The organism is Microbacterium sp. LWS13-1.2 (assembly GCF_040144835.1).
GTDB lineage: Bacteria > Actinomycetota > Actinomycetes > Actinomycetales > Microbacteriaceae > Microbacterium.
In genome coordinates this window covers 3,367,530-3,390,239 of the sequence record NZ_CP151632.1, presented here as the reverse complement: position 1 = coordinate 3,390,239, position 22,710 = coordinate 3,367,530, and the positions used below count along the sequence as shown (strand labels likewise).

Genomic DNA, 22,710 nt, shown 5'->3' with positions numbered 1-22,710 from the left:
CTGTCCGACGCCGAAAGGGATCACCCATGAGCATTGCCGAGAGCGCTGTCGCACCTGCGACCACCGACGCCGATGTGCGGGTGATCTCGCATTGGATCGATGGTGTGGAGGTGCCGTCGTCGTCGGGGCGGACGGCGCCGGTGTTCAATCCGGCGACGGGTGTGGTGTCGGCGCGGGTGGCGTTGGCGGATGAGGCGGAGATCGACGCGGCGATCGCGTCGGCGGTGCGTGGGTTCGAGGTGTGGTCGGGGTGGTCGATCGCGCGGCGGCAGGGCGTGTTGTTCAGCTTCCGGGAGTTGTTGAATGTGCGGAAGCGAGAGTTGGCGGAGATCATCACCGCGGAGCACGGCAAGGTGGTCTCGGATGCGATGGGGGAGATCCTGCGCGGTCAGGAGGTCGTGGAGTTGGCGTGCGGTTTCCCGCACTTCCTCAAGGGCGCGTTCAGTGAGAACGCGTCGACCGGGATCGATGTGTACTCGCTGAAGCAGCCGCTCGGGGTGGTGGGGGTGATCAGCCCGTTCAATTTCCCGGCGATGGTGCCGATGTGGTTCTTCCCGATCGCGATCGCCGCGGGCAACGCGGTGGTGCTGAAGCCGTCGGAGAAGGACCCGTCCGCGGCGCTGTGGCTGGCGGCGCTGTGGCAGGAGGCGGGACTGCCGGACGGGGTGTTCACGGTGCTGCAGGGCGACAAGGCCGCGGTCGACGGGCTGCTGGAAAGCCCCGACGTGCAGTCCATCAGTTTCGTCGGGTCCACGCCGATCGCGCAGTACATCTACGAGACCGCCTCGAGGCATGGCAAGCGAGTGCAGGCGCTGGGTGGTGCGAAGAACCACATGCTGGTGCTGCCCGACGCGGACCTGGACCTGGTCGCCGACCAGGCCGTCAACGCCGGCTACGGTGCCGCCGGGGAACGCTGCATGGCCATCAGCGTCGTGCTCGCCGTGGAACCGGTCGCCGATGACCTCATCAGCAAGATCACCGAACGCATCGCGAAGCTGAAGATCGGCAACGGTGCCGGGGTGGACGGCGTGGAGCCCGACATGGGGCCGCTGATCACCGACGTGCACCGCGACAAGGTCTCGAGCTACGTCGACATCGCCGAGGCGGACGGCGCGAAGATCGTCGTCGATGGCCGGGGCTTCACTGTCGAGGGGCATGAGGATGGGTTCTTCTTCGGCCCCACCCTGATCGACGACATCCCCACCACCAGCCGCGCGTACCAGGAGGAGATCTTCGGACCGGTCCTCTCCGTCGTGCGCGTGCAGTCGTACGACGAGGGTCTCGAGCTGATCAACTCCGGCCAGTTCGGCAACGGCACCGCCATCTTCACCAACGACGGCGGCGCCGCCCGCCGCTTCCAGAACGAGGTGCAGGTCGGCATGATCGGCATCAACGTGCCCATCCCCGTCCCCGTCGCGTACCACTCCTTCGGCGGCTGGAAGCAGTCGCTGTTCGGCGACGCCAAAGCCTACGGCGTCCACGGCTTCGACTTCTACACCCGCGAGAAAGCCATCACCAGCCGCTGGCTCGACCCCGCCCACCACGGCGGCATCAACCTCGGCTTCCCCCAGAGCAACTGACGCGCATTCGGTCGTTGAGCGAGCGAAGCGAGACGAAACGCGCCTGACATTGCTCGCGATCAGCACGCGTTTCGTCTCGCTCGTTCCTCGCTCGCTCAACGACCGCAACAGGAGAGGACTCCTCATGACCGACACGCTCGCCGACGCCGCCGTCTACACCGATCCGGCGGGTGTCCGCCGCACGCTGCCCGACCGCCAGGCCGACGCACGCGTGCGCGCCGACGACCGCGGACACGTGTTCCACTCCTGGAGCGCGCAGGCGCTCATCGACCCGCTGCCGATCGCAGCGGGCGAGGGCTCGACGTTCTGGGACTACAGCGGCAACGCCTATCTGGACTTCAACTCGCAGCTGGTCAACCTCAACCTGGGCCACCAGCATCCCGATCTGGTCGCGGCCATCCAGCGGCAGGCGGGCCGCCTCGCGACGATCCAGCCGTCGATGGCCAACGACGTCCGCGGCGAGCTCGCCCGCCGCATCGCGGAGGTGGCCGGCGACGGCTTCGACAAGGTGTTCTTCACCAACGGCGGCGCCGACGCGAACGAGAACGCCGTGCGCATGGCTCGTCTCGTCACCGGTCGCCGCAAGGTGCTGTCGATGTACCGCAGCTATCACGGCAACACCACGACCGCCATCTCACTGACCGGCGACCCGCGCCGCTGGCCGAACGAACCCGGCGACGGCTCGACGGCGAAGTTCTTCGGGCCCTACCCCTATCGCTCGGCGTTCCACTCGTCGAGCGCCGAGGAAGAGACGCAGCGCGCGCTCGAGCACCTCGAGCAGACCATCGTGCTCGAGGGTGCGTCGACGATCGCCGCCATCCTCATCGAGACCATCGTCGGCACCAACGGAGTGCTCGTTCCGCCGCCCGGGTACCTCGCGGGCGTCCGCGAGCTGTGCGACCGCTTCGGCATCGTCTACATCGCCGACGAGGTGATGGTGGGCTTCGGCCGCGTGGGCGAGTGGTTCGCGTTCCAGGCGTTCGACGTGCAGCCCGACCTCATCACCTTCGCAAAGGGCGTGAACTCGGGCTATGTGCCGCTGGGCGGGGTCGTGATCTCGGACCGCATCGCGGCGCACTTCGACACCGTGTCGTTCCCGGGCGGCCTCACGTACTCCGGGCATCCGCTCGCGTGCGCAGCGGGCGTGGCGACGTTCGAGGTCTTCGAGCGCGACGGCATCCTCGAGCGCGTCCGCGATCTCGGTTCGCGCGTCGTCGAGCCGCGACTGCGCGACATCGCGTCGCAGCATCCGTCCGTCGGCGATGTGCGGGGGATGGGCCTCTTCTGGGCGATCGAGCTGGTCAAGGACCGCGACACGCGCGAGCAGCTCGTGCCGTTCAACGCGAGCGGAGCGGATGCCGCGCCCGTCGTCGCCGTCGCCGCCGCGTGCAAGCGCGAGGGCGTGTGGCCCTTCACGCACTTCAACCGCGTGCACATCGCGCCGCCGCTCGTGATCAGCGAGGACGAACTGGTGCGCGGTCTGGACGTGATCGACCGCGCTCTATCGGCCGCTGACGAGTTCGTGGAACGCTGATCCGAACCGGCTTCCGGCCCCGCATTCCTCGGGATGCGGGGCCTCTTTCCGCCGTGACCGGATCGTTCCGATGCGCGGGAATGAATCACCGCTCTCCTCGGTTATTTCTGTACTCAGCACTATGTGCTGCTCAGGAGGGGATTGTGGGCAAGAACTACATCGACATCGAGAACGACCGGGGCGAGACGCTGCGCTACCGCAAGCACGTCAACGGTCGTGGCCTCATCGCGCATGGAGCGAAGGTGCACCCGAGCGCCGTCGTCGAAGCGGGGGCGTATGTCGAACCGGGGGTTCAGATCGCCGCGGGCGCGCACGTCGGCCGTGGCGTGTGGGTCGAGACGGATGCCGTGATCGGCCCTGACGTCGAGATCGCCCCTCACGCCCACATCGGTCCGCGGGCCGCCATCGGCCCGCGCGCGAAGATCGGCGTGCGCACGCAGGTCGGCCACGACGCTCGTGTCGCCGGGGGCTCGCTCATCGGCGACGACCAGACGATCGCCGACGGCGAGCGCGTCGCCACCGACAAGCGGGGACTCCGACTGGCCGCCTGACCTCCGACCGCGGAGCGTCGCGAGCACGGCATAGGCTCGCGACGTGTTCAGACGCGTCCTCATCGGCATCCTCGTGCTCGTCCTCGCGGGCGCGGCCGTGTGGTGGTTCGCGGGGCGCGACCATGATGCAGCCCCAGTCGCCGTCGCACCCCCCGGCGGTGCTGCGACGATGCCCGCGATTCCCGCTGACGCGTTCGAGATGACCGTCGAGAGCGTGCACGACGGCGACACCCTGCGCGCCCATGTCGCGGTGTCCAACGCCGTCGTCGGCGATCTCGAGTCGACGCGCGTCCGCCTGCTCGGCATCGACACCCCCGAGACCTCTCCTGTCCTCGACTGCTGGGGCGCGGAGGCGACCGCGAACCTCTCGGCACTCGTACCGGCGGGGTCGACGATCTGGGTGGCGCCCGACGCGGAGGTGCACGACCAGTACGGCAGGACTCTGCTGTACATCTGGACGCCCGACGGCCGCTTCGTCAACGGCGAACTCGTGGCTCAGGGCGACGCGCGCGTCGAGGTCTACTCGCCCAACCGCAGCCAGGAGGCGCTGCTGCGATCGCTCGAGAAGACGGCTGTCGCGTCGGGGTCCGGTCAGTGGGGCGCGTGCGATTGAACCCCGCCTCCGCGCATCGGCCGCGGCGAATCGGCGACGTGGCACATCCCCGTTTCGTCGATGAACTTCCGGTTCACACACCACGAGGCTGTGTGAACCGGAAGTTCATCGATGTTTCGGGGATGCCTTCGCCCGAGCTCAGCAGGCTCGTCAGGCGAAGAGGAACAGCACGAAGCCGATGAGCGGCAGCGTCCCCTGGATGAGCGCCGGCCGCAGATACTTCATTCCTGTGGTCAGCAGCACGAGAGCGGCAGCCACCATCGACCCGAGGCTGAACAGCACGAGCGCGAGCCCGGCCGCGCGCACGGGGGCGGCATCCGATCCCGCGAAGATCAGCACCAGACCGATCACGACGCCGATGGCGAGGAACAGGTTGTAGAACCCCTGGTTGTACGCCATCGGCTTGGTCGTGTCGGCCGCGGCCTGGTCGGCGACGCCGAAGCGCTTCCAGACCTTCGGCTGCGTCCACTGCACGCTCTCCATCACGAAGATGTACACATGCAGCAGCGCCGCCAGCGCTGCGAAGACCGTCGCGAGGATCGTCACCATGAGCGAACGATAGCGCCCCGGCTACGCTGAACGGTATGGCGAAGGGCGGGCCGCGCGCAGGCGGGCGAGGACGAGGCGTCTCGGGCAGGCGTCCGGGCGCCGCATCCGGATCCGCAGCCAAGGGCAAGCCGACGAAGGCACGCCGGCCGCAGCCGTCGCCGGGCCCGTCGCCGACGCCTCCCGCCGAGCCGCCCATGCCGACGACGTTCCTCCTCGGCGCGATCCCCGGTGCCACACCGGGCAAGTGGATCGACACCTGGAAGGAGCGGATGCCGCGCACGAGCCTGGAACTCGTCCCGCTGGCGGTCGCCGACCAGCGTGATGCCCTCCGCGCCGGCGAGGTCGACGCGGCCCTCGTCCGACTGCCGATCGACAAGGACGGGCTCCACGTCATCCCGCTCTACGACGAGGTGCCGGTCGTCGTCTGTGCGAAGGAGTCGCACCTGACGACCGCCGACGAGCTCGATGCCGCCGACCTCGTGGGCGAAGTGCTGATCGTTCCCGAGGACGACGTGCTCGGCATCCGTCCGCCCGGCACCGTGGCACCGCGCTTCGCTCCCCCGGCCGACACGGCCGAGGCGATCGCGACCGTCGCCGCAGGGGTCGGGATCGTGGTGGTGCCGATGTCGCTCGCGCGGCTTCACCAGCGCAAGGACGTCGAGTACCGGCCTCTCCTGGACGGACCGGCATCCACGGTCGCGCTGGCGTGGGCCACGGACCGCACCACGCCCGCCGTCGACGCGTTCGTCGGCATCGTACGCGGCCGCACCGCGAACTCCTCCCGCGGCTGATTCCGCCACGGTGCACGGATGAGGGGCGCCGCCCCCAGTCCCCGGTGCGGCACCCCTCGAAGATCGGCACCGAAGACCCGCTCCCGAGCAGCGTTTCCCCAGGAGGCCTTCTGTCCCGCTTCCCGGCCCCCAGGTCAGGCAGCGGGAGCCCATCCAGTGACGAGGAGCCGCCGGCATCCGCCCTGATACACGCGGCGCGAGAAAAGTCAGAACCCGGCGCCGTGCACCTGGAACGGTGCGACGATGCCGGTTCGCTCGGATGCCGCAGCCAGCGCCTCGGAGGGCGCGACCCCGGCGGCGAGCCCGTGATGCATCGCCGCGAGGAGTTCGCACGCGACGTCGTCGGCGACGATGACCGGGGCGGCGACGACGCATCGAGTGCCGGCGTGCAACCACACCCGCGTCATGCCGATCGATTCGTCGCCCCAGCGCACGGCCGAACGTCCCACTTCGCAGGCGGACAGCACCACGACCTGGGGCGGACGCGTCATGAGGTCGATGTCGTAGCCGAACAGCGCGCCATCTGCGAGTTCGAGCCCCGAGAACAGAGGGTTGTCGGCCGCATGACGTCCGTGGGCAGCGATGTGCAGCACGTCGACCGTCGACGCGAGCGCGGTCACGGCGTCGGCGGTCGCGGCATCAGCGTGCAGCTGCTGTGCGTGCGCCCAGGCATCGGCTGCCATCGTGATCTCCTCATCGCCGCGTGCGACTCGCGGGCCGGCGGCGAACCCGGCAGTCGCGAGTCCTTCCGGCGCCGATCTGCGTGCCCGCACCCAACTGGATGCTGACGAGGCGAGGGTCACCGCGCGAGCGTTCAGCCCGGGAAGCATCGACCACGGGATGCCCGCGAGCACGCCGGGAGCGGTGATCAGGATGCGCCGTCCGTCCCCGTCACCGATCGCCGCGTCCACGAGCAGCCGCGAGAGCACCCGGAGCCGATCGTCGAGCGAGCTCCGCACCACTGCCGCCACCGGCCCCGTTCGGACGGATGCCGCCATGTCGAGGTCCGCACGCAGGCCCCGGAGCGCAGCTCGGACGCCGTGCCAATCCAGCGACAGGAACCGCGCTCCCGCCGCCGACGCGACCACGAGTCCGAGTCCCACACCGTCGAACACGTACGAAAGCGAGATCTCACCGGCGTCGAGCTCTCCGCGCAGGTCTTCGAGTTCTATCCGGTCGTTCAGCGTCCGTCCGGCGGTTGCGGACCATTGACGTTCCCGCGCCCGGTCACGGAGGAGAGAGGCGCGGGGCCCTGAGAGCCAGTCCGTCCCTCCGTCGTCCACGCGGAGGACCCGCAGCTCGGCGAGATCGGCGGCAAGCTCGGGGTCGGGCGGTGGTCGCAGTGGCACGATCTGCTGGTTCAGGTGACGGGCGCGCTCCGACCACTCGAAGACGACGCTCGGTCGGCCGGACCGCATCGCGGACGAGAGACCCACCGTGATGACCCCCAGCCCCTGCATCGTCGTCGACCCGGAGAGGTCGAGGCTGCCCACGGCGCGCCGAGTCGTCACCAGTAGGTCCAGGCCCCCCGCCGCGTGACGTCGGACTCCGCGTTCGTCGCCCCGAGCCCGTGCGCGCTCCGCACGGACTTCATGCACGAGCAGTCCGAGCTCCAGCGGCGCCCAGCGTGGCGTCCGGGGCACCCTGATGGTCTGCGGGTCGGCGCCCCGTCGCACGCGGGCGAGCAGCTCGCTCATCCGAAGCAGTGCCGCATCGCTGTGGTGCCCGTGTGCGTCGAGTGCATCCGCGACATCTGCCACCGTCGTCGTGCGGGGCAGGGCACGGGGCGTCGCCACCGGTGCACCGGACCGGTCGACACGGCCGATGGCCAGCTGCGCGCGCAGCTTGATCGCCTCCGCTCGCATCCCCCACCCGTCGCTGCCGATCGATCGGAATCGCCTCGCCGCCATCGACGCGACCCGTGCCGCACGTTCGGGCGAGTGGTTGAGCAGTGAGCGCGCGAGATGGAACTCCGCCTCGGCGCGGTCCTGCCGCGCGCCGTGCCGGGCGAACGTCCGCGCGACCGACTCGAGCGATCGCTCCGCCTCACCGACCAGCCCGGCGTCTCGGAGCACCTCGGCGCGGTCGAGCTCATTGATCGCGGCCCACACATCCGACTCCTCATCCAGAGGCGCGCGGACTCCCTGCATCAGCCGCAGCGCGCCGACGAGATCTCCGCCAAGCATGCGAACGTAGGCACGGTTATGCACCGCCTGGTCGGCCTCGAGGTCGAGCGCGGCGCCCCGGTAGGCCGCCTCGGCGTCGAGCAGATCCGCTGAGGCGTCGTCGAGTCGTCCTCGCCGCATGTTCACCATGCTGCGGTTCATGCGCATGTTAGCCGCCCGCACCGGATCACCGCTCAATCCGTCGATGCTGCGGGTGAGCGAGTCGGCGGCCGGATCCAGGTGGCCCCGCTCCATCTGGATCGAGCCGAGCTGCCCGTGGAGGATCGCCAGCGTCTCCGGGGCCAGTCCGGGCCGTGCGAGCGCTTCACGGCACAGTCGCTCCCCTTCGACCGCATCGGACTGCTGTGCGAGCAGGTAGGCGGTCGTTCCGGTGACGCGCGCCTCGAGATCCACATCGCCCGCGGCCGAGGCGGCACGGGCGGCGCGCGCCAGCACACGACGGGCGTCTGCGAAACGCCCTCGGTTCGCAAGGTGCACACCGCGCTGATACAGGTCGCGGGGGTCGGAGCTCACTCCCTCATGATGGCGAACTCGGCGCGGCTGCGGCATCCCCACGCGCGAACTGCGTGAGGATGCCGCGCTTCACGCTGTGCTGCCACCCTTGATCGAGCCGTCCAATTCCTCGAGGTCGTGGATCGCCTTGCCCGTCGCGGCCTCCACGGCGGCGACACCACCCGCACCGCCGGCCATCAGCACGGGAGTGAGGTGCGCGGCGATCAACCCCGCGACATAGGGGGCCGCGAACGACGTGCCGCTCCACACTGCGTACCCGCCACGCATGTCGTCGGGGTCGATGGTCTCCCGGACGCGGCCGTAGAGATCATCGCGTGAGCCCGCTTGCACGCCGCCGTTCAAAGGCGGGACGGTACTGACCACGGATGTGCCGGGCGCGTAGGCCGTGACCCATGGGCCGATATTGCTGTAGAGCGCGACGGATCGGAGGTTGGGGTTGAGCGCACCGATCGCGAGATGTCGTGCTCGCTCGCCCTCCGTCTCATCGATCCGCAGGTCGGTGTCGCCGGTCCACGGCCACAGCGCTGCGGGGAAGGTGGGGCGATCGGTCGCGTCATTGCCGGCAGAGCACACCACCGCGCAGCCCTGATCGCGCAAGCGCCGAAGTGCGCTGTAGAGGCGCGTGCTGTACAGACCGTCCTCCGGGGTCTCGTGGTAGTAGCCCAGCGACAGATTGAGCACATCGATGTGGCGGTCCCCGCCTTCACCGTCATGCTCGACCCAGTCGGCCAGTTCCTCGATCGCTTCGATCAACTCGCTCTCGAGGACGGTTCCGTTGCTGTCGGCGACCCGTATCGAAATGAGATCGGCGTCGGGTGCGATCTGGCGGATGATGCCCGATACGAACGTCCCGTGTCCTGCCCCGCCATCCAGGTATCCGTCCAACGCACCTGCCTGATCTCCGTCGACCTCAGGATCCGTCGCCGGGTTCTCGACGCCCAGGATGGTCGTGCCGATGACGGTCGGCACACGCCTTCGCACGATCGGCCTGCTGGACGCTGCGACGCCTTCGCCAGGCTCCCCCGGCAGCCACTTGTGGCTTCCGCAGCCGGTGTCGACGATCGCGACCACCGGCCGACGAGCGTCCTTCGGAGGGTCGTCGGACCGGCGGGGCTCGGGACCGATGTACGAGACCATCTCGAGGCCGCCGGTGCCGGGGTCGGAGTATCCGCCCGTTCCACTCGGGTTGGTCTTGGAGTGCGGATTCGTCTTGGAATGCGGATTGGTCTTGGAGTGGGGGTTCGTCTTGGAGTGCGGGTTGATGCCGATGGGGTCGATCGACAGCACATGGTCGAGCCCGACCTGCCGCAGCGGGTGGTCGGTCGGCAGTTCGAAGCGCCGCCGATCCGCAACGCGCGAGATCCCGCGCGCGGAGGCCTTCGCCGCGTCCAGCGACTGCTCTCTCCGCTCGCCGCCCCGCACCGCGAGCGCGCGCGCGTGCTGCAGCAGGCGCCACGCGTCCACCGGAGGGACGGGCTCGTCGTCGCGTCCTTCCTTCGGCGCTGGGAAGATGCGCGCGCGCGTCAGCTCGGCTCCGCTGCGTGTGCTCACGGCCTCCTCGGCCACTTCCCAGCCGAGTTCCGCTCCGGCTGCCGTGAGAGTCTCGATCGCGGCATCCGTGCGACCCGTGATGATGAGGTGTCCGGGCGCGTAGACGGTGCTGAACGCCTGGATGCCGGGCACCGGATCGCGGGTGGGCTCAAGCGGCACGCCCCTGGGCTCATCCGCTGCCTCACGCTCACGCCACGGGCGCAACGGTCGTTCGCGGTCATCGTCAACCATGTCTTCTCCTCACACAGCGGATCCGCGGCCCCCAGGCCGCGGCATCCGTTTCTCGTACTTCGAACTGCTTGTCAGACCTCGAACTGAGGCGTCTGGAAGTCGTGCAGCGCGCCGTCGGCGTCGCGCACGACGAGACGGAGTCGCGCCACCCCTGGCGTGACCTCGTCGAAGGCGAACCGTCCGTGCTCGCCCGGTTCCGCAGACCATTCGCGGTCGCCCTGCACCAGCCGGATGGCGAGTGCGGCGGCATCCACCCATCCGTCCACACGCCGATCGCCGCTCTCGGTGGCGGTCACGTGCAGCAGCACGCTGGTCGTGCCGTCGCTGAACTGCAGCGTCGCGGTGTCGGTCTCGCCGCGGACGGCGGCGAGGGTCCCCTCGACGAGCGTCAGCAGCGCGTACTCGCGCGACAGGTCCTCGACGGCGACGGCGGCGACCATCCGGTCGACCAGCTCGGCCGGCACCGGATCCACGTCCTCCCACATCCGGCGCATACGTGCGAAGAGCGCGGCGTCGGCCGCGAAGTCCTCAGTTTCCATCGTCGTCACCTCTCCATCCGTCGTCCTCGAGGACGGCGCGAAGCTTTGCGAGGCAGCGCTGGCGGGTCGGTCCGATCGATCCGATGGGCATCGCGAGGTCCTCTGCGATGCGGGCATAGTCGGGGCGGTCCTCGAACGCGACGATCCGCAGCAGGCGCTGGCATCGATCGTTGAGCGTGGCGACCGCCGTCCAGAGGCGACGGTTCTCGTCGCCCTGCGCCGCGGTCTGCTCGGCGGATTCGTGGACAGGAAGGTGCGGTTCGAGCGACTCGGCCTCGGTGGCATCGGCGCGCCGATGCTGCTTGCCGACCCGCCACGCCTCGCGGCGCGCGCACATCGTGAGCCAACCCGACACCGCGAGCGGGTCGTTGATGGTCTCGTGACGGCGTACGAGCGTCAGCCAGGTCGTCTGCACGACGTCCTGGGCCAGCGCAGGGTCGACTCCGTACGCCCGCACGACGTGCCACAGCGGCGGCGTCATCAGGCGGACGAGCTCGTCCATCGCACGGCTGTCACCTTCACGCCACCGCACGAAGAGTGCGGCGGCGCGCTCCCATCGCGCCGGCTCCGCGGAGTCGACGGATGGCTCGGCGCCGGCCTGCGTCATAGCGCCCATTCTGTCCACACCATGCCCGAGCGCGATAGTGCGGGTTTGATACACGAATACCGGGCGAAGACGGCGGATGTCGCCGCTTTCGCGCGTGCTCGGACCGGAGACCTAGAATTCCTGCATGACGACCGCGCCGCTGCTCTATGTCTGCGTGCGCCCGCAGCTGGGCGCGGCAGCCGCCGAGTACGAGTCGTTCCGGGCCGCGATGCGCCTCGACGAGAGCCTACTCGGACGTCACGACCTCGTGCGCGAACCGCTGCCCGACGACGTCTTCGAGCGGTACGCGGGCTTTCTCATCGGCGGCAGCCCGTTCAACGTCACCGACCCGGAGTCGACGAAGACCGACGCGCAGCGCCGCCTCGAGGCCGACCTCGCGCGCATCGCCGAAGCCACGGCCGACGGCGCAGGGCCCGCGTCGCTGTTCACCTGCTACGGCATCGGCATCGCGACGCGCACACTCGGCGGCACCGTCAGCCGCGCGTTCCCCGAAGACACCGGGCCGGTGGCCGTGCAACTCACCGCGGGTGCCGCGACCGACCCGCTGTTCGGCGCCCTGGCACACCGCTTCACCGCGCTCACCGCGCACAAGGAGGGCACCGAGTCGCTCCCGCCCGGTGCGGTCCTGCTGGCGCGGAACGACGGGTGCCCCATCCAGGCGTATCGCGTGGGCGACAGACTCTACGCGACCCAGTTCCACCCCGAGCCGACCACCAAGGCGTTCACCGAGCGCATGGCCGTGTACCGCGACGACGGCTACTTCGACTCCGCGGACTACGAAGTCATCGCCGGACGTGTGCTCGCGGCATCCGTCACGGAGCCTGCCCGTCTGCTGCGCGCCTTCGCCGACCGGTTCTCGTCGGTCTGACTCAGGTCTCGGCGTTTCGCATGGCCGTCGCCTCGCGCAATATGGTTCCGATGACGCCGGCGGCGAGGATCAGGACGGCGACGACCACAGCCGTCCAGCCGATCGCGACGCTGGAGGGCTCGCCCGTGAGGCGGCCCACCGCGAGCCAGCTGAGCCCCCACGCCAGGGCAAGCGCGGGCGCCAGTCGCCAGCGGCTCGCCGCCTCGATGCCGAGCCCCACCACACCCACGACGATGAGCACGATGACGCCCCACAGCGCGGCGGCATCCTCCCACTCCGGCGGCGCGATGGACGTCAGCCACGCGGCGATGTTCGCGACGGTCGCCAGCGTCACCCACCCGAGGTGCAGGCCGGTGACGCCGTCGACCAGCAGCCGGTCCGCCCAGCCGTCGGCCGGCTCGATGACGGTGCGGTGGAAGGTGACGCCGAGGAGGGCCAGCAGCACGATGATCGCCAGCACGGTGAGTGCCAGCGAACCGAACTGGGCGGTGACCAGCCACAGACCGTTGAGAGCCATGGTTCCGGCGATGAGCCAGCCGAGCGCGCGCTGTCGGTCACTGCCACGCTGCCGCGGCAGCGCCTGCCAGATCGTGTAGGCGAAGAGGCCGATGTAGATCACCGACCAGATCGAGAACGCCGGGCTCGCGGGGGCGAGATACGAGCCGTCCTCATCGAGTGCGCCGTCCTGCAGGTCCTGGACCGGCGTGCCGCCGAACAGACCGGTGCCGACCATCGCGGCGACGATCATGAAGCAGAACGCGCTGATGACGACGATCTGTCGTGTGAGATCTCGTGCGGCCATGCTCACACGCTAGGGCGAACCCCCGCCTCGGGCGAGCGCATTGACAGGCTGTCGTCCGGCCGATATCGGACCGGCGTCACGCGCCGGCCGGAGGTTCGAGCAGCAGGGCCACCCGCTCGGCGAGATACGCCTCCAAGGACATGAGTCCTCCTGCCGCACTCCACCGCACGCGCGCGACGCCGGCGGCCGCGACGAGCGGGCCTGACTCTCCGCCGGCATCGACGAGGTCGGGCTGCAGCATCCGCCATCCGATGTGCACGGTCTCGCCCTCCGCGAACCCGCCGCGGCGAGCGGCGGCGGCGAGCTCGGCGCGCTGCCGCTGGGACTCGGCGGTATAGCCGCGCCGGGCCTCCTGCCGGGCGCGGACGATGTCTCCCGTCGCGAGCACGCCGTCGTCGGTCAGCAGCAGCACGCCCAAATGCCACGCGGCACCCCAGCGCTCGACGCGGGGGGCGCGCGCGACCCCGAGGATGCGCCGCGGCACGACGAGCTCGCCGAGCGCTTCGCGCGGCGCCTCGGCGAGCCGCGCGCGGGCGGCGTTGAAGAGCTCGAGGGCGCTCACGCCATGTCGTCCTCGAGAGCCGGCGTGGCCTTCAGCCGCTCGCCGCGCAGCGCCATGCCGATGAGGGGGAACAGGAGAACCGACAGCATGCCGCCGGCGACGAGCACGGTCTGGTGCGAGGTCGTCAGGATGTCCTCGTCGACGCCGATCTGCGTGACCGCGACGATGATGGGCAGCCCGGTGGCGCCGAGCAGCGCGATGGACAGCCGATCGCGCCGTGACGATCCTTCGGGTGCGGCGAGGGTCGACGGCAGCCCACGCACCAGCAGCAGCGCCACGAGTACGACCGGGACCAGCAGGAACGTGGCCGGCTCCTCGAGGAGCGCCTCGAGGTCGAAGGTGACACCCGTGTAGATGAAGAAGATCGGCACGAGGAAGCCGAACGCGACGCCCTCGATCTTGCTCTCGACCGCCTCGCGGTCGGGTTCGGACGCATCGCGCATGAGGAGGCGCCAGATGATGCCGGCGGTGAAGGCGCCGAGCAGCATGTCGAGGTCGAGGACGATGCTGAGCGCGACGAGCGCCGCGAGGATGACGAAGACCACTCGGATCGCGAACTGCCCGGACGTGTGCAGGGTGGAGCTCACGAACGCGTGCATCGCGCCCCGCGGCACTCTGAAAGCGAGCCAGATGGCGAGTGCCGCGAACCCGGCGAAGACGGCGAGCACGACGGTGGACAGGCCGGGCTCGCGGCCGCCGAGGAAGATCGAGATCGCGATGAGCGGGCCGAACTCGCCGACCGCGCCGATGGCGGCTACGGCCTTGCCGAACGGCGTGGGCAGCTCGCCGGCGTCGCGGAGGATGGGCAGGAGGGTTCCGAGCGCCGTCGAGCACAGCGCGACGCCGATCACGATCGCCGCCTCCCCGGACGCGAGCAGGAAGCCCGCGGCGATGCCGGCGGCGAGGCTGATGAGCCACCCGAGGGAGGCGCGGCGGCCCAGGCGGCCGCGGAAGGAGCCGAATTCGATCTCGGTGCCCGCGACGAAGAAGAGCATCGCGAGCCCGAACTCCGACAGCGCGTCGACGAACTCGCTCGGCACCGCCCACCCGAGAACGGCAGGGCCGACCAGGATGCCGAGCAGGAGCTCGAACACCACCACGGGGACGCGCATCCACCGACCGATCCCCCGCGCCAGCAGCGGCGCGAGGACCGCCAGGATCGGGATCACCAGCAGTGTCGGTTCGAGGTCGTCCACGCGAACAGACTAGCCAGCGCGAGGCGCTCGGATACGAGCGACGGGTCAGCGCACGAGCGGCTCGGCGGGTTCGAGCGGCGCCGCCGAGGTCGCCGGCTCCGCGGGCTCGAGCTGACGCTCGGGCGGCGTGAGCTCGGCGCGCGTGCGCTGGTGTCCGATGAGCGCGAGCACGACACCGCCCACGAGCCAGGCGCCCAGGATGATCCACTGCGCCGCGGTGGCGGCATCCGGGAAGTACATCACCGACCGCAGCAGCGTCGCCGACGCGCCCGGCACGAAGAACTGGCCGACCGCACCCCACGGCTCGGGCAGGAACTGCGGTGGCATCGCGGCGCCGGCGATCGGGTTGGCGATGAACATCGTGATGATTGCGCCGACAGCGATGCCGGGAGGACCCATCAGCGCCGCGAGGCCGATGATGAGCGCCGACGTGGCGCTCACGCCGAGCCCGATGACGGTGGCGTTCAGCAGCCAGTCGCCGGTCAGCATCCCGAACCAGGTCTGCATCACGAGCGTGATCAGCGCCCCCGCGGCAACACCGAAGACGACGAGCCCGATGAGGCGCCGCACGACGCCCTGCACAAGCAGCGTCAGCAGGATGCCGCCCAGCATGCCGCCCAGCACGAGCGGGAAGACGGAGGCCGCGAGACCCGCGCCCGTGCTGTCGCCCTCGGCGAGAGGGACGACGTCGGTGACGGTCACGGTCGGGATCTCGGGCGGTGCGCCCGCAGCGCCCTCGGGCAGCTGCGGCCGCTGGCCGGATTGCAGTGCGCCGACGATCGCCTGCAGTTGATCGGTGAGCGCCGTCTTGGCCGCGGTGTCGATCTGCGACTGCAGCTGCGTCGCCACACCGCGCAGCGCTTGTGCGGCGACGGGGCTCGCAGCGGTCGCGATCAGCACCTCGGGCCCGTCGCCGAGCAGGATGGCGCCGTAGAGCTCGCGGGATTCGATCTGAGCCACGGCGTCGTCGCGGGAGTCGACCTCGCTGAGGTCGAAGGGCGCAGGGTCCTGCTCGGCGAGCTTGTCTTCGACGGCACTCACGGCCTCGGTCGGTCCGGAGATGCCGACGGGCAGGTTCTGCGGCTGCGATGTGGCGGCCGGCCAGACGAAGGCCATCACGATGACGGCGACGATGACGGATCCGAGGAGCCCGAACGCCGCAGCGACGGGCCAGCGGGTGGGGCGCGCCGGGGTGTCCCGGCTCTCGCGGTGAAGGGACATCGCGACCTCCTTAAAGAGAATAGCTGTTCTGTTTGCAACCATAACAGAATCGCTATTCTGTTTCCATGCCCAGAGTCTCGGACGCGTACCGCGAAGCCCGCCGTGACGAGATCGCACGTGCCGCCCTGCGGGTCCTCGAGCGCAACGGCGTGCGCGACACCTCCATCGCCGACATCGTCGAAGAGTCGGGTCTGTCGACCGGGGCGATCTACTCGCACTTCTCCAACAAAGCCGAACTCGCCCGCTACGTCGTGGGGCGCTTCCTGCTGCCTCGCATAGACGCCCTGGAGGCGGCCGGCGCTCGCGGCGAGATGGTCACGCCGCGCCAGGCGCTGCGCGGCATGCTGTCGACCTTCAGCGAGGCCGGGCTGTCAACCCCGCTCGTGCTCCAGTTCTGGGGCGAGGCGATGGTGGAGCCCGGACTGCACGAAGAGATGCTCCGCACCGCCGGGCGCCTCCGTGCGTCGCTCTCACTCGCCATCGGGCCATGGGCGCGTACGCAGACGACGGACGAGGCGGATGCCGAGACCCTGGCCGCCGACACCGCGCGGTCGATCGCGGCCCTGGCGCAGGGATACATCGCGAACACCGCGGTGTTCGGCGCGCGCGCCGTCGACGACTACCTCACCAGCGCCGGCGCCGTCCTCGCGAGCTGACCTCGCCCGCCGGTCCGTCGACCGGTGTCAGACCGGGCGGACCTCGTCGTCGCCGTGCGGGGCCGCGGGCGCCGGCGCGGGAGCGATGCGCTCGGTGATCTCGCGGACGGCCAGCGGTGCCGTCTGCCCGGCGCTGCCGCCGCGGATCTGCCGGTGCAGGCGCTCCATGCGAGCGTCGAGCTCGGCGGCAGTGTCGGCGGCGTCCTTGAGGCTCGCCAGCAGCTCATCGGGCACGCGCGTGGCGTACTTGTAGTAGATCTTGTGCTCGAGGCTCGCCCAGAAGTCCATCGCGATGGTGCGGAACTGCACCTCGACCGGCACCTCGATGCGCCCGGTCGAGAGGAAGACCGGCACCTCGAGGATCGCGTGCAGGCTCTTGTAGCCGTTGGACTTGGGCGAGGCGATGTAGTCCTTGACCTGCAGCACCCGCACGTCGTCCTGAGCGGTCAGCAGGTCGAAGAGACGATACACGTCGGCGGTGAAGCTGCACGTGATGCGGATGCCCGCGATGTCGGTGATGCGCCGCCGGATCGACGCGAAGTCGCCGTCGATGCCCTTGCGCTGCACCTTCTCGACGAGGCTGTCGGGCGACTTCACGCGACTCGAGACGTGCTCGATCGGGTTGTAGTCGTGCGTCAGCAGGAACTCGTCGCGCAGGATCCCGATCTTCGTCTCGACCTCCTGCAGCCCGAAGCGGTACTCCATCATGAAACGCTGCAGTTCGTCGCGCAGCTCCCTGAGCTCGCTCGGGGAGACCGTGATCTCACCGTCGTCGGACGCCGTCGCGGGCACCAGAGGTGCGGGAGTCGCCATGCGATTCACGCTAGGCGGCGGTCCTACGAGAGTCCTGTGAAAGACGGATGCCGCGCCTCGGCGCCGCAGGACCTCACTCGTCGTCGAGGGCGCGCTGCGCGCGCTCGGACTCCTTCGCCGCATCGCGCGCCTTCGCCGCCGCGTCGGCGTGCTCGCGCTCGACGGCGTCGAGCTTCTCGGCGGCGCTCTGCTCGTCCTTCTCGAGCGCGGCGAGGTCGCGGCGCAGGTCGTCGATGCGCTCGCGCACGTGGTCGACGCGCTCCTGCGCCTTCGCGCGGCGGGCATCGACCCGGGCGAGTTCGCGCTCCGCCTCGTTCGCCAGGCGTTCCGCCTCTCGCGCGGCCTTCTCCGCGGCCTTGCGGGCGCGGCGCTCCGCGAGGTCGTCGCGCGGCGGCGGCGTGACGACGCCGGGCACCGACCCGCCCACCGCGTCGGCGATCGTGTCGGGCTCGATGTCACCGGCCTCCAGCGGTGTGATGAGACGGCCCGTCAGGACGGCAGCGGCGGCTGCGGCATCCATCACCGCCGCATTGATGGTCTTCTCGACGTCCTCACGCGCGGCGGCGCTCAGCGTGCCACCGGCGTTCTCGGCGAGGCCCACCGCCTGCTTCGCGAGCGCGGCGACGAGCTGGCGCCGCTGCTTGCCCAGGCGCGCCAGCTCGGCGCCGTCGAGGTCGTCCTGCGCCTCGCGAAGCGCCGCCGACAGGTCGATCGCGTCGGCCAGCTGCCCCTCGCGGGCGAGCAGGTTGACGGCCCACGCCGCGACGGTCGGCTTGCGCAGCGCCTTGATCCGCTTGGCGACGGCTCCGGCAGCCATGCCGGCGCGCGCATTGCGGCTGGCCGTGAACTCCGACGGCGGCAGGGCGTAGAGCTCAGCTGCTACGGCGTCCAGCTCTGCGTCTGCGTCGGCCTCCGGCATCCGCCCATTCTTGCGTTCGGAAACCGCCGAAGACCAGACCTCCGCACGTACTCGACGCGCGGAGGCCTGCTCTCCCGCGTCAGACGATCTCGTAGAAGCGCCAGAGCCCGAACTCGGGGACGAGCACGCGGATGTCGCTCCAGCCCGCCGCGTGCGCATACCCGCGCAGCGTGGCGGGACGCATCACGGTGCCCGTGGCGGCGCTCGGGCGATGCGACCTGCCATCGGGCAGGCAAACGAAGAGACTGAAGCCGTACAGCAGCCGCTCGAGCTCGCTCGCGTCGGGGGTGAAGCGCTCCTCGGTCGCCTCGTCCATGATCACCACGACGCCGTCGTCTCGCACAGCCTCCCGCGCGGCGGCGAGGACCGCCACGGGGTGGGGCATGTCATGCAGGCACTCGAACGCGAACACGGCGTCGAAGCGGCCCTGCGCGGCGACGAGTGCGGCGTCGGAGAGCAGGAACTCGACGCGGTCGGCGACCCCGGCCTCGACGGCGTTCCGCCGCGCCATCTCGACCGACGCATCGTCGATGTCGAACCCGACCACGCGCAGCTGCGGATAGACCTTCGCGAGCGCGATCGACGACCAGCCTCCGCCGGCGCCGAGATCGGCGATGCGAGCCCGCGGACGCCGCAGCACGTCGTCGAGCCGATCGATCCCCGCGAAGACGGACGGCAACCGGTCGAACCACGGGCGGTTCATGTCCGCCTGGGCCTCACGGGCGTGCGCGCCGAGCTGCTCCCAGCTCACCCCGCCGCCCGTCCGGTACGCCTCCAGCAGAGCGTCCAGCTGTCCGGAGACGGCCGCCGCCATGCGTGCGAGGGGTTCGAGGTACGACAGGCTGTCGCGGTCCAGCAGGACCTCGCCCACGCCGGGCGCGAGGAGGAAGCGCCGGGAGTCGGCGAGGCTCCCGCCAGAGCCTTCCCGCGACGGCGCTTCTTCGGACAGCAGAACGCCGCTCGCGGCCTGCTGCTCGAGCCACTCCCGGGCGTAGCGCGCGTCGCAGCCCGTCCGCGCGGCGAGCTCACTCGCGGTGAGTCCGCCGCTGCGCGACAGCTCGGCGTACCACCCGAGCTGGGAGCCCAGGTGGATGGCCATGATGTCGAACCAGCCGAGCGTCGCGCCCATGAGCCGGTCGGCGAACTCGGCCGTCGCGTCCGGAGCTGTTTCGGTGATCGTCGTGGTGGACATCGTCGTCTCCTTCGTGAATGTCCTTCGGATGTCTGGACACGACGCTACGGAGCGCACGGTCGTCGGCGCGTCGGGCGAACCACGCAACCTCGCCCGCGCGCTCTGCACCATTCGGTGCACGTTGCTGCGCTCCGACGCGGTGCCGCGGCGGCGATCAGCGGGACCGACGACGGATCAGCGCCCGCGGCGGCTGGTCTGCTCGTGCCACCACGCCGCCGCCGCCGTGCGCGAGCCCACCTCGAGCTTGATGTAGATGTTGGCGAGGTGCCGGCTCACGGTCTTCTCGCTGATGTAGAGTTCGTCCGCGATCTGCCGATTCGCCTTGCCCTGCGCGACGAGCTCGACGATCTCGCGCTCCCGCGCCGTCAGAGGACCGCCGTCGACCGGAACCGAGCCGGAGCGGACGACCACCGGCGGCGCGCCGAGACGCTCGAAGATAACGCCCGCCTGGTCGCGCAGCTGCCCGGCGAGCGCCGCATCACCGCGCTGCTCCTGCGCGGAGGCGAGCCAGTACAGCACGTTCGCCTGCTCCCACGGCTGCCGCAGCCGCCGGAAGAGCTCGAGGGCGGCGTGCAGCCGGCTGATCGCGCCGTCGGCATCCCCGGCGTGGAGCATCGCCATACCGCCGGCATGCGCGGCCCAGGCCCGGAATCCGTCGCTGCCGAAGACGCTGGCGTCGGCCTCGAGCTCGTCGAGCAGCTGCCGCGCCCATTCCGGCCGCCCGGTGGCGAGCGCGATCTCGACACCCGGACGCAGCAACCGCGCACGCCCCATGCGGTCGCGCTGCTCGAGCGACGTCGTGATCATCGCCGCGGCGCGCGCCGGCTCGCCTTCTGCGAGCACCAGCAGGGCCTCACCGGGGACGGGATCGACGCCCGCCGATCGCGCCTGGCCGTACGCGGCGCGCGCCCCCGCCGCGTCACCGCGCAGCCGGCGGATCTCGCCCAGCTGGTGCCAGCCCTCGCCCGCGACCCACGGATGGTCGGATCCGAGATCGTCGCATGCCCGCTCCAGCGCCGCCTCGGCGGCATCCCACTCCCCGCTCGCCGACTGCAGTTCGAGCCGGTGGACGCGGCAGACGCCCGCGTACACGACATGCGCGCCGCGCGCCGCGCACCATGCCTCGGCGGCGCGCGTCCAGTCGGCCATGCGGCGGAAGTCGGCGAGCTCATGGCAGACGTGGATCGTCGTGCAGAGCACGTCGCCCGCCCACTCCGGCTCGAGCTCGTCCGACACGACGCACAGCATCGCCTCGTCGAGCTGGGCGAAGCCGTCCGCGGTGCGTCCGGCGCGGATCGCGTGCATCCCCGATACGACGGCGCTCAGTGCCGACACCGCCGGAAGCTGCAGCTCGGCGGCCAGCTGCTGCATGCGCGAGACGCTCTCCGCGGGCCAGAGGGCTCCGGTGCCGTCGAGATCCATGCTCGCGGCCAGGTAGACGTCGTACGCGTGGCCCCGCCCGTCGGGGAGGTCGGCGAGAATCCGATGGGCCCGCCGAGCCCACGCGGTGCCGACGGTCAGCTCGGCGCGCGTGAGTCGCGCCAAGGCGATGACGAGAGCCGTTTCGGCCGCGGCCATCTCGGCGCCGTCGCGCGTGAGCATCCGGAAGGCGGACTCGAGGTGCTCCAGGCCCGCCTCCTGGCGACCGAGCCACCACTCGCACGACGCGAGCGCGCGGACGTCGTCGCCGGTGGCCGCCTCCCCATCCCGGGCCGCCGCGAAGCCGTCCCGTGCCGTCTCCCAGTCACCGGACCGATATGCCGCCCGAGCCCGTTCGAGCTCGGCGATCGTGTCCGCCATGCGGGAATGGTACCGCCGCACCGCCGCCACCGCCCGGTGCGGACGCAGGCCCGGGCGCGCGACCCTCGACCCATTGCAGAGGATGAGGGCGCTCGCGCCGTACGACCGGAGGTCCCCGGCGATCAGGCGGAGAGGACGGATGCCGCCTGCCGCGCGGCGCCGAGGGCGACGTACTCCCCCGGCTCGGGCACCTCGACGGGAAGCCCCAGCACCAGCGGCGCGATCTCACGCACGGCCGCCGACTGGGCGCCCCCGCCGACGAGCAGAGCGCGCTCCAGCGGAACGCCCAGGCCGCGCAGCGCCGCGAGTCCGGCGGCGAGCCCCGACAGCATGCCCTCGACCGCGGCACGGGCGAGGTTCTCGCGGGTCGTCGAGGCGAGAGTCATGCCGGTGAGCGATGCCGTCGCGTCGGGCAGGTTCGGCGTGCGCTCGCCCTCGAAGTACGGCACCAGCTGCAGGCCCGCGGCGCCCGGCTGGGCGGCGAGGGCCAGGCGCGAGAGCTCCGCGTGGTCGACGCCGAGCACGCGCGCGATCGCGTCGAGCACGCGTGCGGCGTTGAGCGTCGCGACCAGGGGCAGGAATCGTCCGGTGCAGTCCGCGAACCCGGCGACCGTGCCGGTCGGGTCGGTCGTGCGCTCCTCGCTCACCGCGAAGACCGTTCCGCTCGTGCCGATCGAGACGACCACATCGCCGGGACCCGCCGCGAGGCCGAGCGCCGCGCCCGCGTTGTCGCCGGCACCGCCGCCGACACGGCGGCCGTCGGCATCCGTCACCCATTCGTCGGGACCGAGCACCCGCGGTAGCACCGCATCGTGACCGAGCGCCGCGACCAGGAGTTCGCGATCGTAGCCGCCGGTCGCAGGGTCCCAGTAGCCGGTGCCCGAGGCGTCCGACCGGTCGGTGACGAGCTCGTCGAGGATCGGGCCCCGTGGCGACGCGCCCGCGGGGCCGAAGCCGCGCATGCGCCAGGTGAGCCAGTCGTGCGGGAGGGCGACGGCGGCGACACGAGCCGCGTTCTCGGGCTCATGGTCGCGCAGCCACCGCAGCTTCGTGATCGTGAAGGATGCCACCGGCACGAGCCCGGTCCGCCGCGCGAGCTCATCCGCGCCGAACTCCGCCGTGAGGTCGGCCGCCGCCTGCGCCGAGCGGGTGTCGTTCCACAGCAGGGCGTCGCGGACCACGCGCCCGTCGGCATCGACCGCGACCATGCCGTGCTGCTGGCCGCCGACCGCCCAGGCCTCGACGTCGTCCACGCCTCCGGCATCCGCGATCGCCGCCTGCAGCGCCGTCCACCACGCCTCGGGATCGACCGAGGTGCCGTCGGGGTGCGACGCACGCCCCTGCCGCACGACGGCGCCCGACGCGGCATCCGTGATCACGATCTTGCACGACTGCGTCGACGAGTCGACGCCCATCACGAGGGTCATCTGCGCTCC

21 protein-coding genes are annotated in these 22,710 nt (G+C 70.8%); 7 read left to right on the top strand and 14 right to left on the bottom strand.

Features of this window, described 5'->3' with window-relative positions:
* Positions 1-26 precede the first annotated feature (26 nt).
* From MRBLWS13_RS15720 to MRBLWS13_RS15705, 4 genes are all read left to right on the top strand, one after another.
* Positions 27-1,580, top strand: coding sequence for a CoA-acylating methylmalonate-semialdehyde dehydrogenase (locus MRBLWS13_RS15720; RefSeq protein ID WP_349426267.1), 1,554 nt, complete (start codon positions 27-29; stop codon positions 1,578-1,580).
* 124 nt (positions 1,581-1,704) lie between these two features.
* The gene (locus MRBLWS13_RS15715) at positions 1,705-3,114 is read left to right on the top strand and encodes an aspartate aminotransferase family protein (protein ID WP_349426266.1); all 1,410 of its coding nucleotides are present in this window, start codon (positions 1,705-1,707) and stop codon (positions 3,112-3,114) included.
* A 143-nt stretch (positions 3,115-3,257) separates the two neighbouring features.
* Positions 3,258-3,665: a transferase gene (locus MRBLWS13_RS15710; RefSeq protein WP_308867754.1), complete on the top strand. Its 408-nt coding sequence runs from the start codon at positions 3,258-3,260 to the stop codon at positions 3,663-3,665.
* A gap of 43 nt (positions 3,666-3,708) precedes the next feature.
* Positions 3,709-4,278, top strand: coding sequence for a thermonuclease family protein (locus tag MRBLWS13_RS15705; RefSeq protein ID WP_349426265.1), 570 nt, complete (start codon positions 3,709-3,711; stop codon positions 4,276-4,278).
* A gap of 150 nt (positions 4,279-4,428) precedes the next feature.
* Here the strand turns inward: MRBLWS13_RS15705 and MRBLWS13_RS15700 are convergent, their stop codons facing one another.
* Positions 4,429-4,827, bottom strand: a complete 399-nt coding sequence (locus tag MRBLWS13_RS15700; protein WP_331912689.1) for a DUF1304 domain-containing protein — start codon at positions 4,825-4,827, stop codon at positions 4,429-4,431.
* A gap of 35 nt (positions 4,828-4,862) precedes the next feature.
* Here MRBLWS13_RS15700 and MRBLWS13_RS15695 point away from each other — a divergent pair, with 35 nt between their 5' ends.
* On the top strand, positions 4,863-5,618 hold the full coding sequence (locus tag MRBLWS13_RS15695) for a LysR substrate-binding domain-containing protein (protein WP_349426264.1): 756 nt from the start codon (positions 4,863-4,865) through the stop codon (positions 5,616-5,618).
* Positions 5,619-5,824: 206 nt separating this feature from the next.
* On the opposite strand, the gene MRBLWS13_RS15690 is transcribed toward MRBLWS13_RS15695, so the two are convergent.
* From MRBLWS13_RS15690 to MRBLWS13_RS15675, 4 genes are all read right to left on the bottom strand, one after another.
* Entirely contained in the window at positions 5,825-8,317 is a 2,493-nt protein-coding gene (locus MRBLWS13_RS15690) for a CHAT domain-containing protein (RefSeq protein ID WP_349426263.1), read from the bottom strand.
* A gap of 69 nt (positions 8,318-8,386) precedes the next feature.
* Positions 8,387-10,099 carry a S8/S53 family peptidase gene (locus tag MRBLWS13_RS15685; RefSeq protein ID WP_349426262.1) on the bottom strand — a complete coding sequence of 571 codons (1,713 nt, stop codon included), beginning with the start codon at positions 10,097-10,099 and terminating at the stop codon, positions 8,387-8,389.
* Between the two features lie 71 nt (positions 10,100-10,170).
* Positions 10,171-10,638 carry a hypothetical protein gene (locus tag MRBLWS13_RS15680; RefSeq protein ID WP_349426261.1) on the bottom strand — a complete coding sequence of 156 codons (468 nt, stop codon included), beginning with the start codon at positions 10,636-10,638 and terminating at the stop codon, positions 10,171-10,173.
* Positions 10,628-11,245 (bottom strand): sigma-70 family RNA polymerase sigma factor, encoded by a 618-nt coding sequence (locus tag MRBLWS13_RS15675; protein WP_349426260.1) that lies wholly within the window; start codon positions 11,243-11,245, stop codon positions 10,628-10,630. The genes MRBLWS13_RS15680 and MRBLWS13_RS15675 overlap by 11 nt, the downstream gene beginning before the upstream one ends.
* 124 nt (positions 11,246-11,369) lie before the next feature.
* On the opposite strand from MRBLWS13_RS15675, the gene MRBLWS13_RS15670 reads away from it, so the two are divergent.
* On the top strand, positions 11,370-12,113 hold the full coding sequence (locus MRBLWS13_RS15670) for a GMP synthase (protein WP_349426259.1): 744 nt from the start codon (positions 11,370-11,372) through the stop codon (positions 12,111-12,113).
* A 1-nt stretch (position 12,114) separates the two neighbouring features.
* Here the strand turns inward: MRBLWS13_RS15670 and MRBLWS13_RS15665 are convergent, their stop codons facing one another.
* The 4 genes from MRBLWS13_RS15665 to MRBLWS13_RS15650 form a co-directional block, all read right to left on the bottom strand.
* A complete protein-coding gene (locus tag MRBLWS13_RS15665) occupies positions 12,115-12,915 on the bottom strand; it encodes a tryptophan-rich sensory protein (RefSeq protein WP_349426258.1) in 801 nt (266 codons plus the stop codon).
* Positions 12,916-12,991: 76 nt separating this feature from the next.
* Positions 12,992-13,477 (bottom strand): glutaminase, encoded by a 486-nt coding sequence (locus tag MRBLWS13_RS15660; protein WP_349426257.1) that lies wholly within the window; start codon positions 13,475-13,477, stop codon positions 12,992-12,994.
* Positions 13,474-14,673 (bottom strand): cation:proton antiporter, encoded by a 1,200-nt coding sequence (locus MRBLWS13_RS15655; protein WP_349426256.1) that lies wholly within the window; start codon positions 14,671-14,673, stop codon positions 13,474-13,476. Before MRBLWS13_RS15655 ends, MRBLWS13_RS15660 begins: the two co-directional genes overlap by 4 nt.
* Before the next feature lie 45 nt (positions 14,674-14,718).
* A complete protein-coding gene (locus MRBLWS13_RS15650; protein WP_349426255.1) occupies positions 14,719-15,894 on the bottom strand; it encodes an ABC transporter permease in 1,176 nt (391 codons plus the stop codon).
* Between the two features lie 65 nt (positions 15,895-15,959).
* Between MRBLWS13_RS15650 and MRBLWS13_RS15645 the strand changes: the two genes are divergently transcribed.
* Positions 15,960-16,550 (top strand): TetR/AcrR family transcriptional regulator, encoded by a 591-nt coding sequence (locus MRBLWS13_RS15645; RefSeq protein ID WP_349426254.1) that lies wholly within the window; start codon positions 15,960-15,962, stop codon positions 16,548-16,550.
* Positions 16,551-16,577: 27 nt separating this feature from the next.
* Here the strand turns inward: MRBLWS13_RS15645 and MRBLWS13_RS15640 are convergent, their stop codons facing one another.
* From MRBLWS13_RS15640 to xylB, 5 genes are all read right to left on the bottom strand, one after another.
* Positions 16,578-17,363 (bottom strand): GTP pyrophosphokinase family protein, encoded by a 786-nt coding sequence (locus MRBLWS13_RS15640; RefSeq protein WP_349426253.1) that lies wholly within the window; start codon positions 17,361-17,363, stop codon positions 16,578-16,580.
* A gap of 73 nt (positions 17,364-17,436) precedes the next feature.
* A complete protein-coding gene (locus MRBLWS13_RS15635; RefSeq protein ID WP_349426252.1) occupies positions 17,437-18,282 on the bottom strand; it encodes a transposase in 846 nt (281 codons plus the stop codon).
* Positions 18,283-18,361: 79 nt separating this feature from the next.
* Positions 18,362-19,474, bottom strand: coding sequence for a methyltransferase domain-containing protein (locus MRBLWS13_RS15630; RefSeq protein WP_349426251.1), 1,113 nt, complete (start codon positions 19,472-19,474; stop codon positions 18,362-18,364).
* Between the two features lie 174 nt (positions 19,475-19,648).
* Positions 19,649-21,274 carry a LuxR C-terminal-related transcriptional regulator gene (locus MRBLWS13_RS15625; RefSeq protein ID WP_349426250.1) on the bottom strand — a complete coding sequence of 542 codons (1,626 nt, stop codon included), beginning with the start codon at positions 21,272-21,274 and terminating at the stop codon, positions 19,649-19,651.
* A gap of 122 nt (positions 21,275-21,396) precedes the next feature.
* Positions 21,397-22,701 carry a xylulokinase gene (gene xylB / locus MRBLWS13_RS15620; RefSeq protein ID WP_349426249.1) on the bottom strand — a complete coding sequence of 435 codons (1,305 nt, stop codon included), beginning with the start codon at positions 22,699-22,701 and terminating at the stop codon, positions 21,397-21,399.
* Positions 22,702-22,710 lie beyond the last annotated feature (9 nt).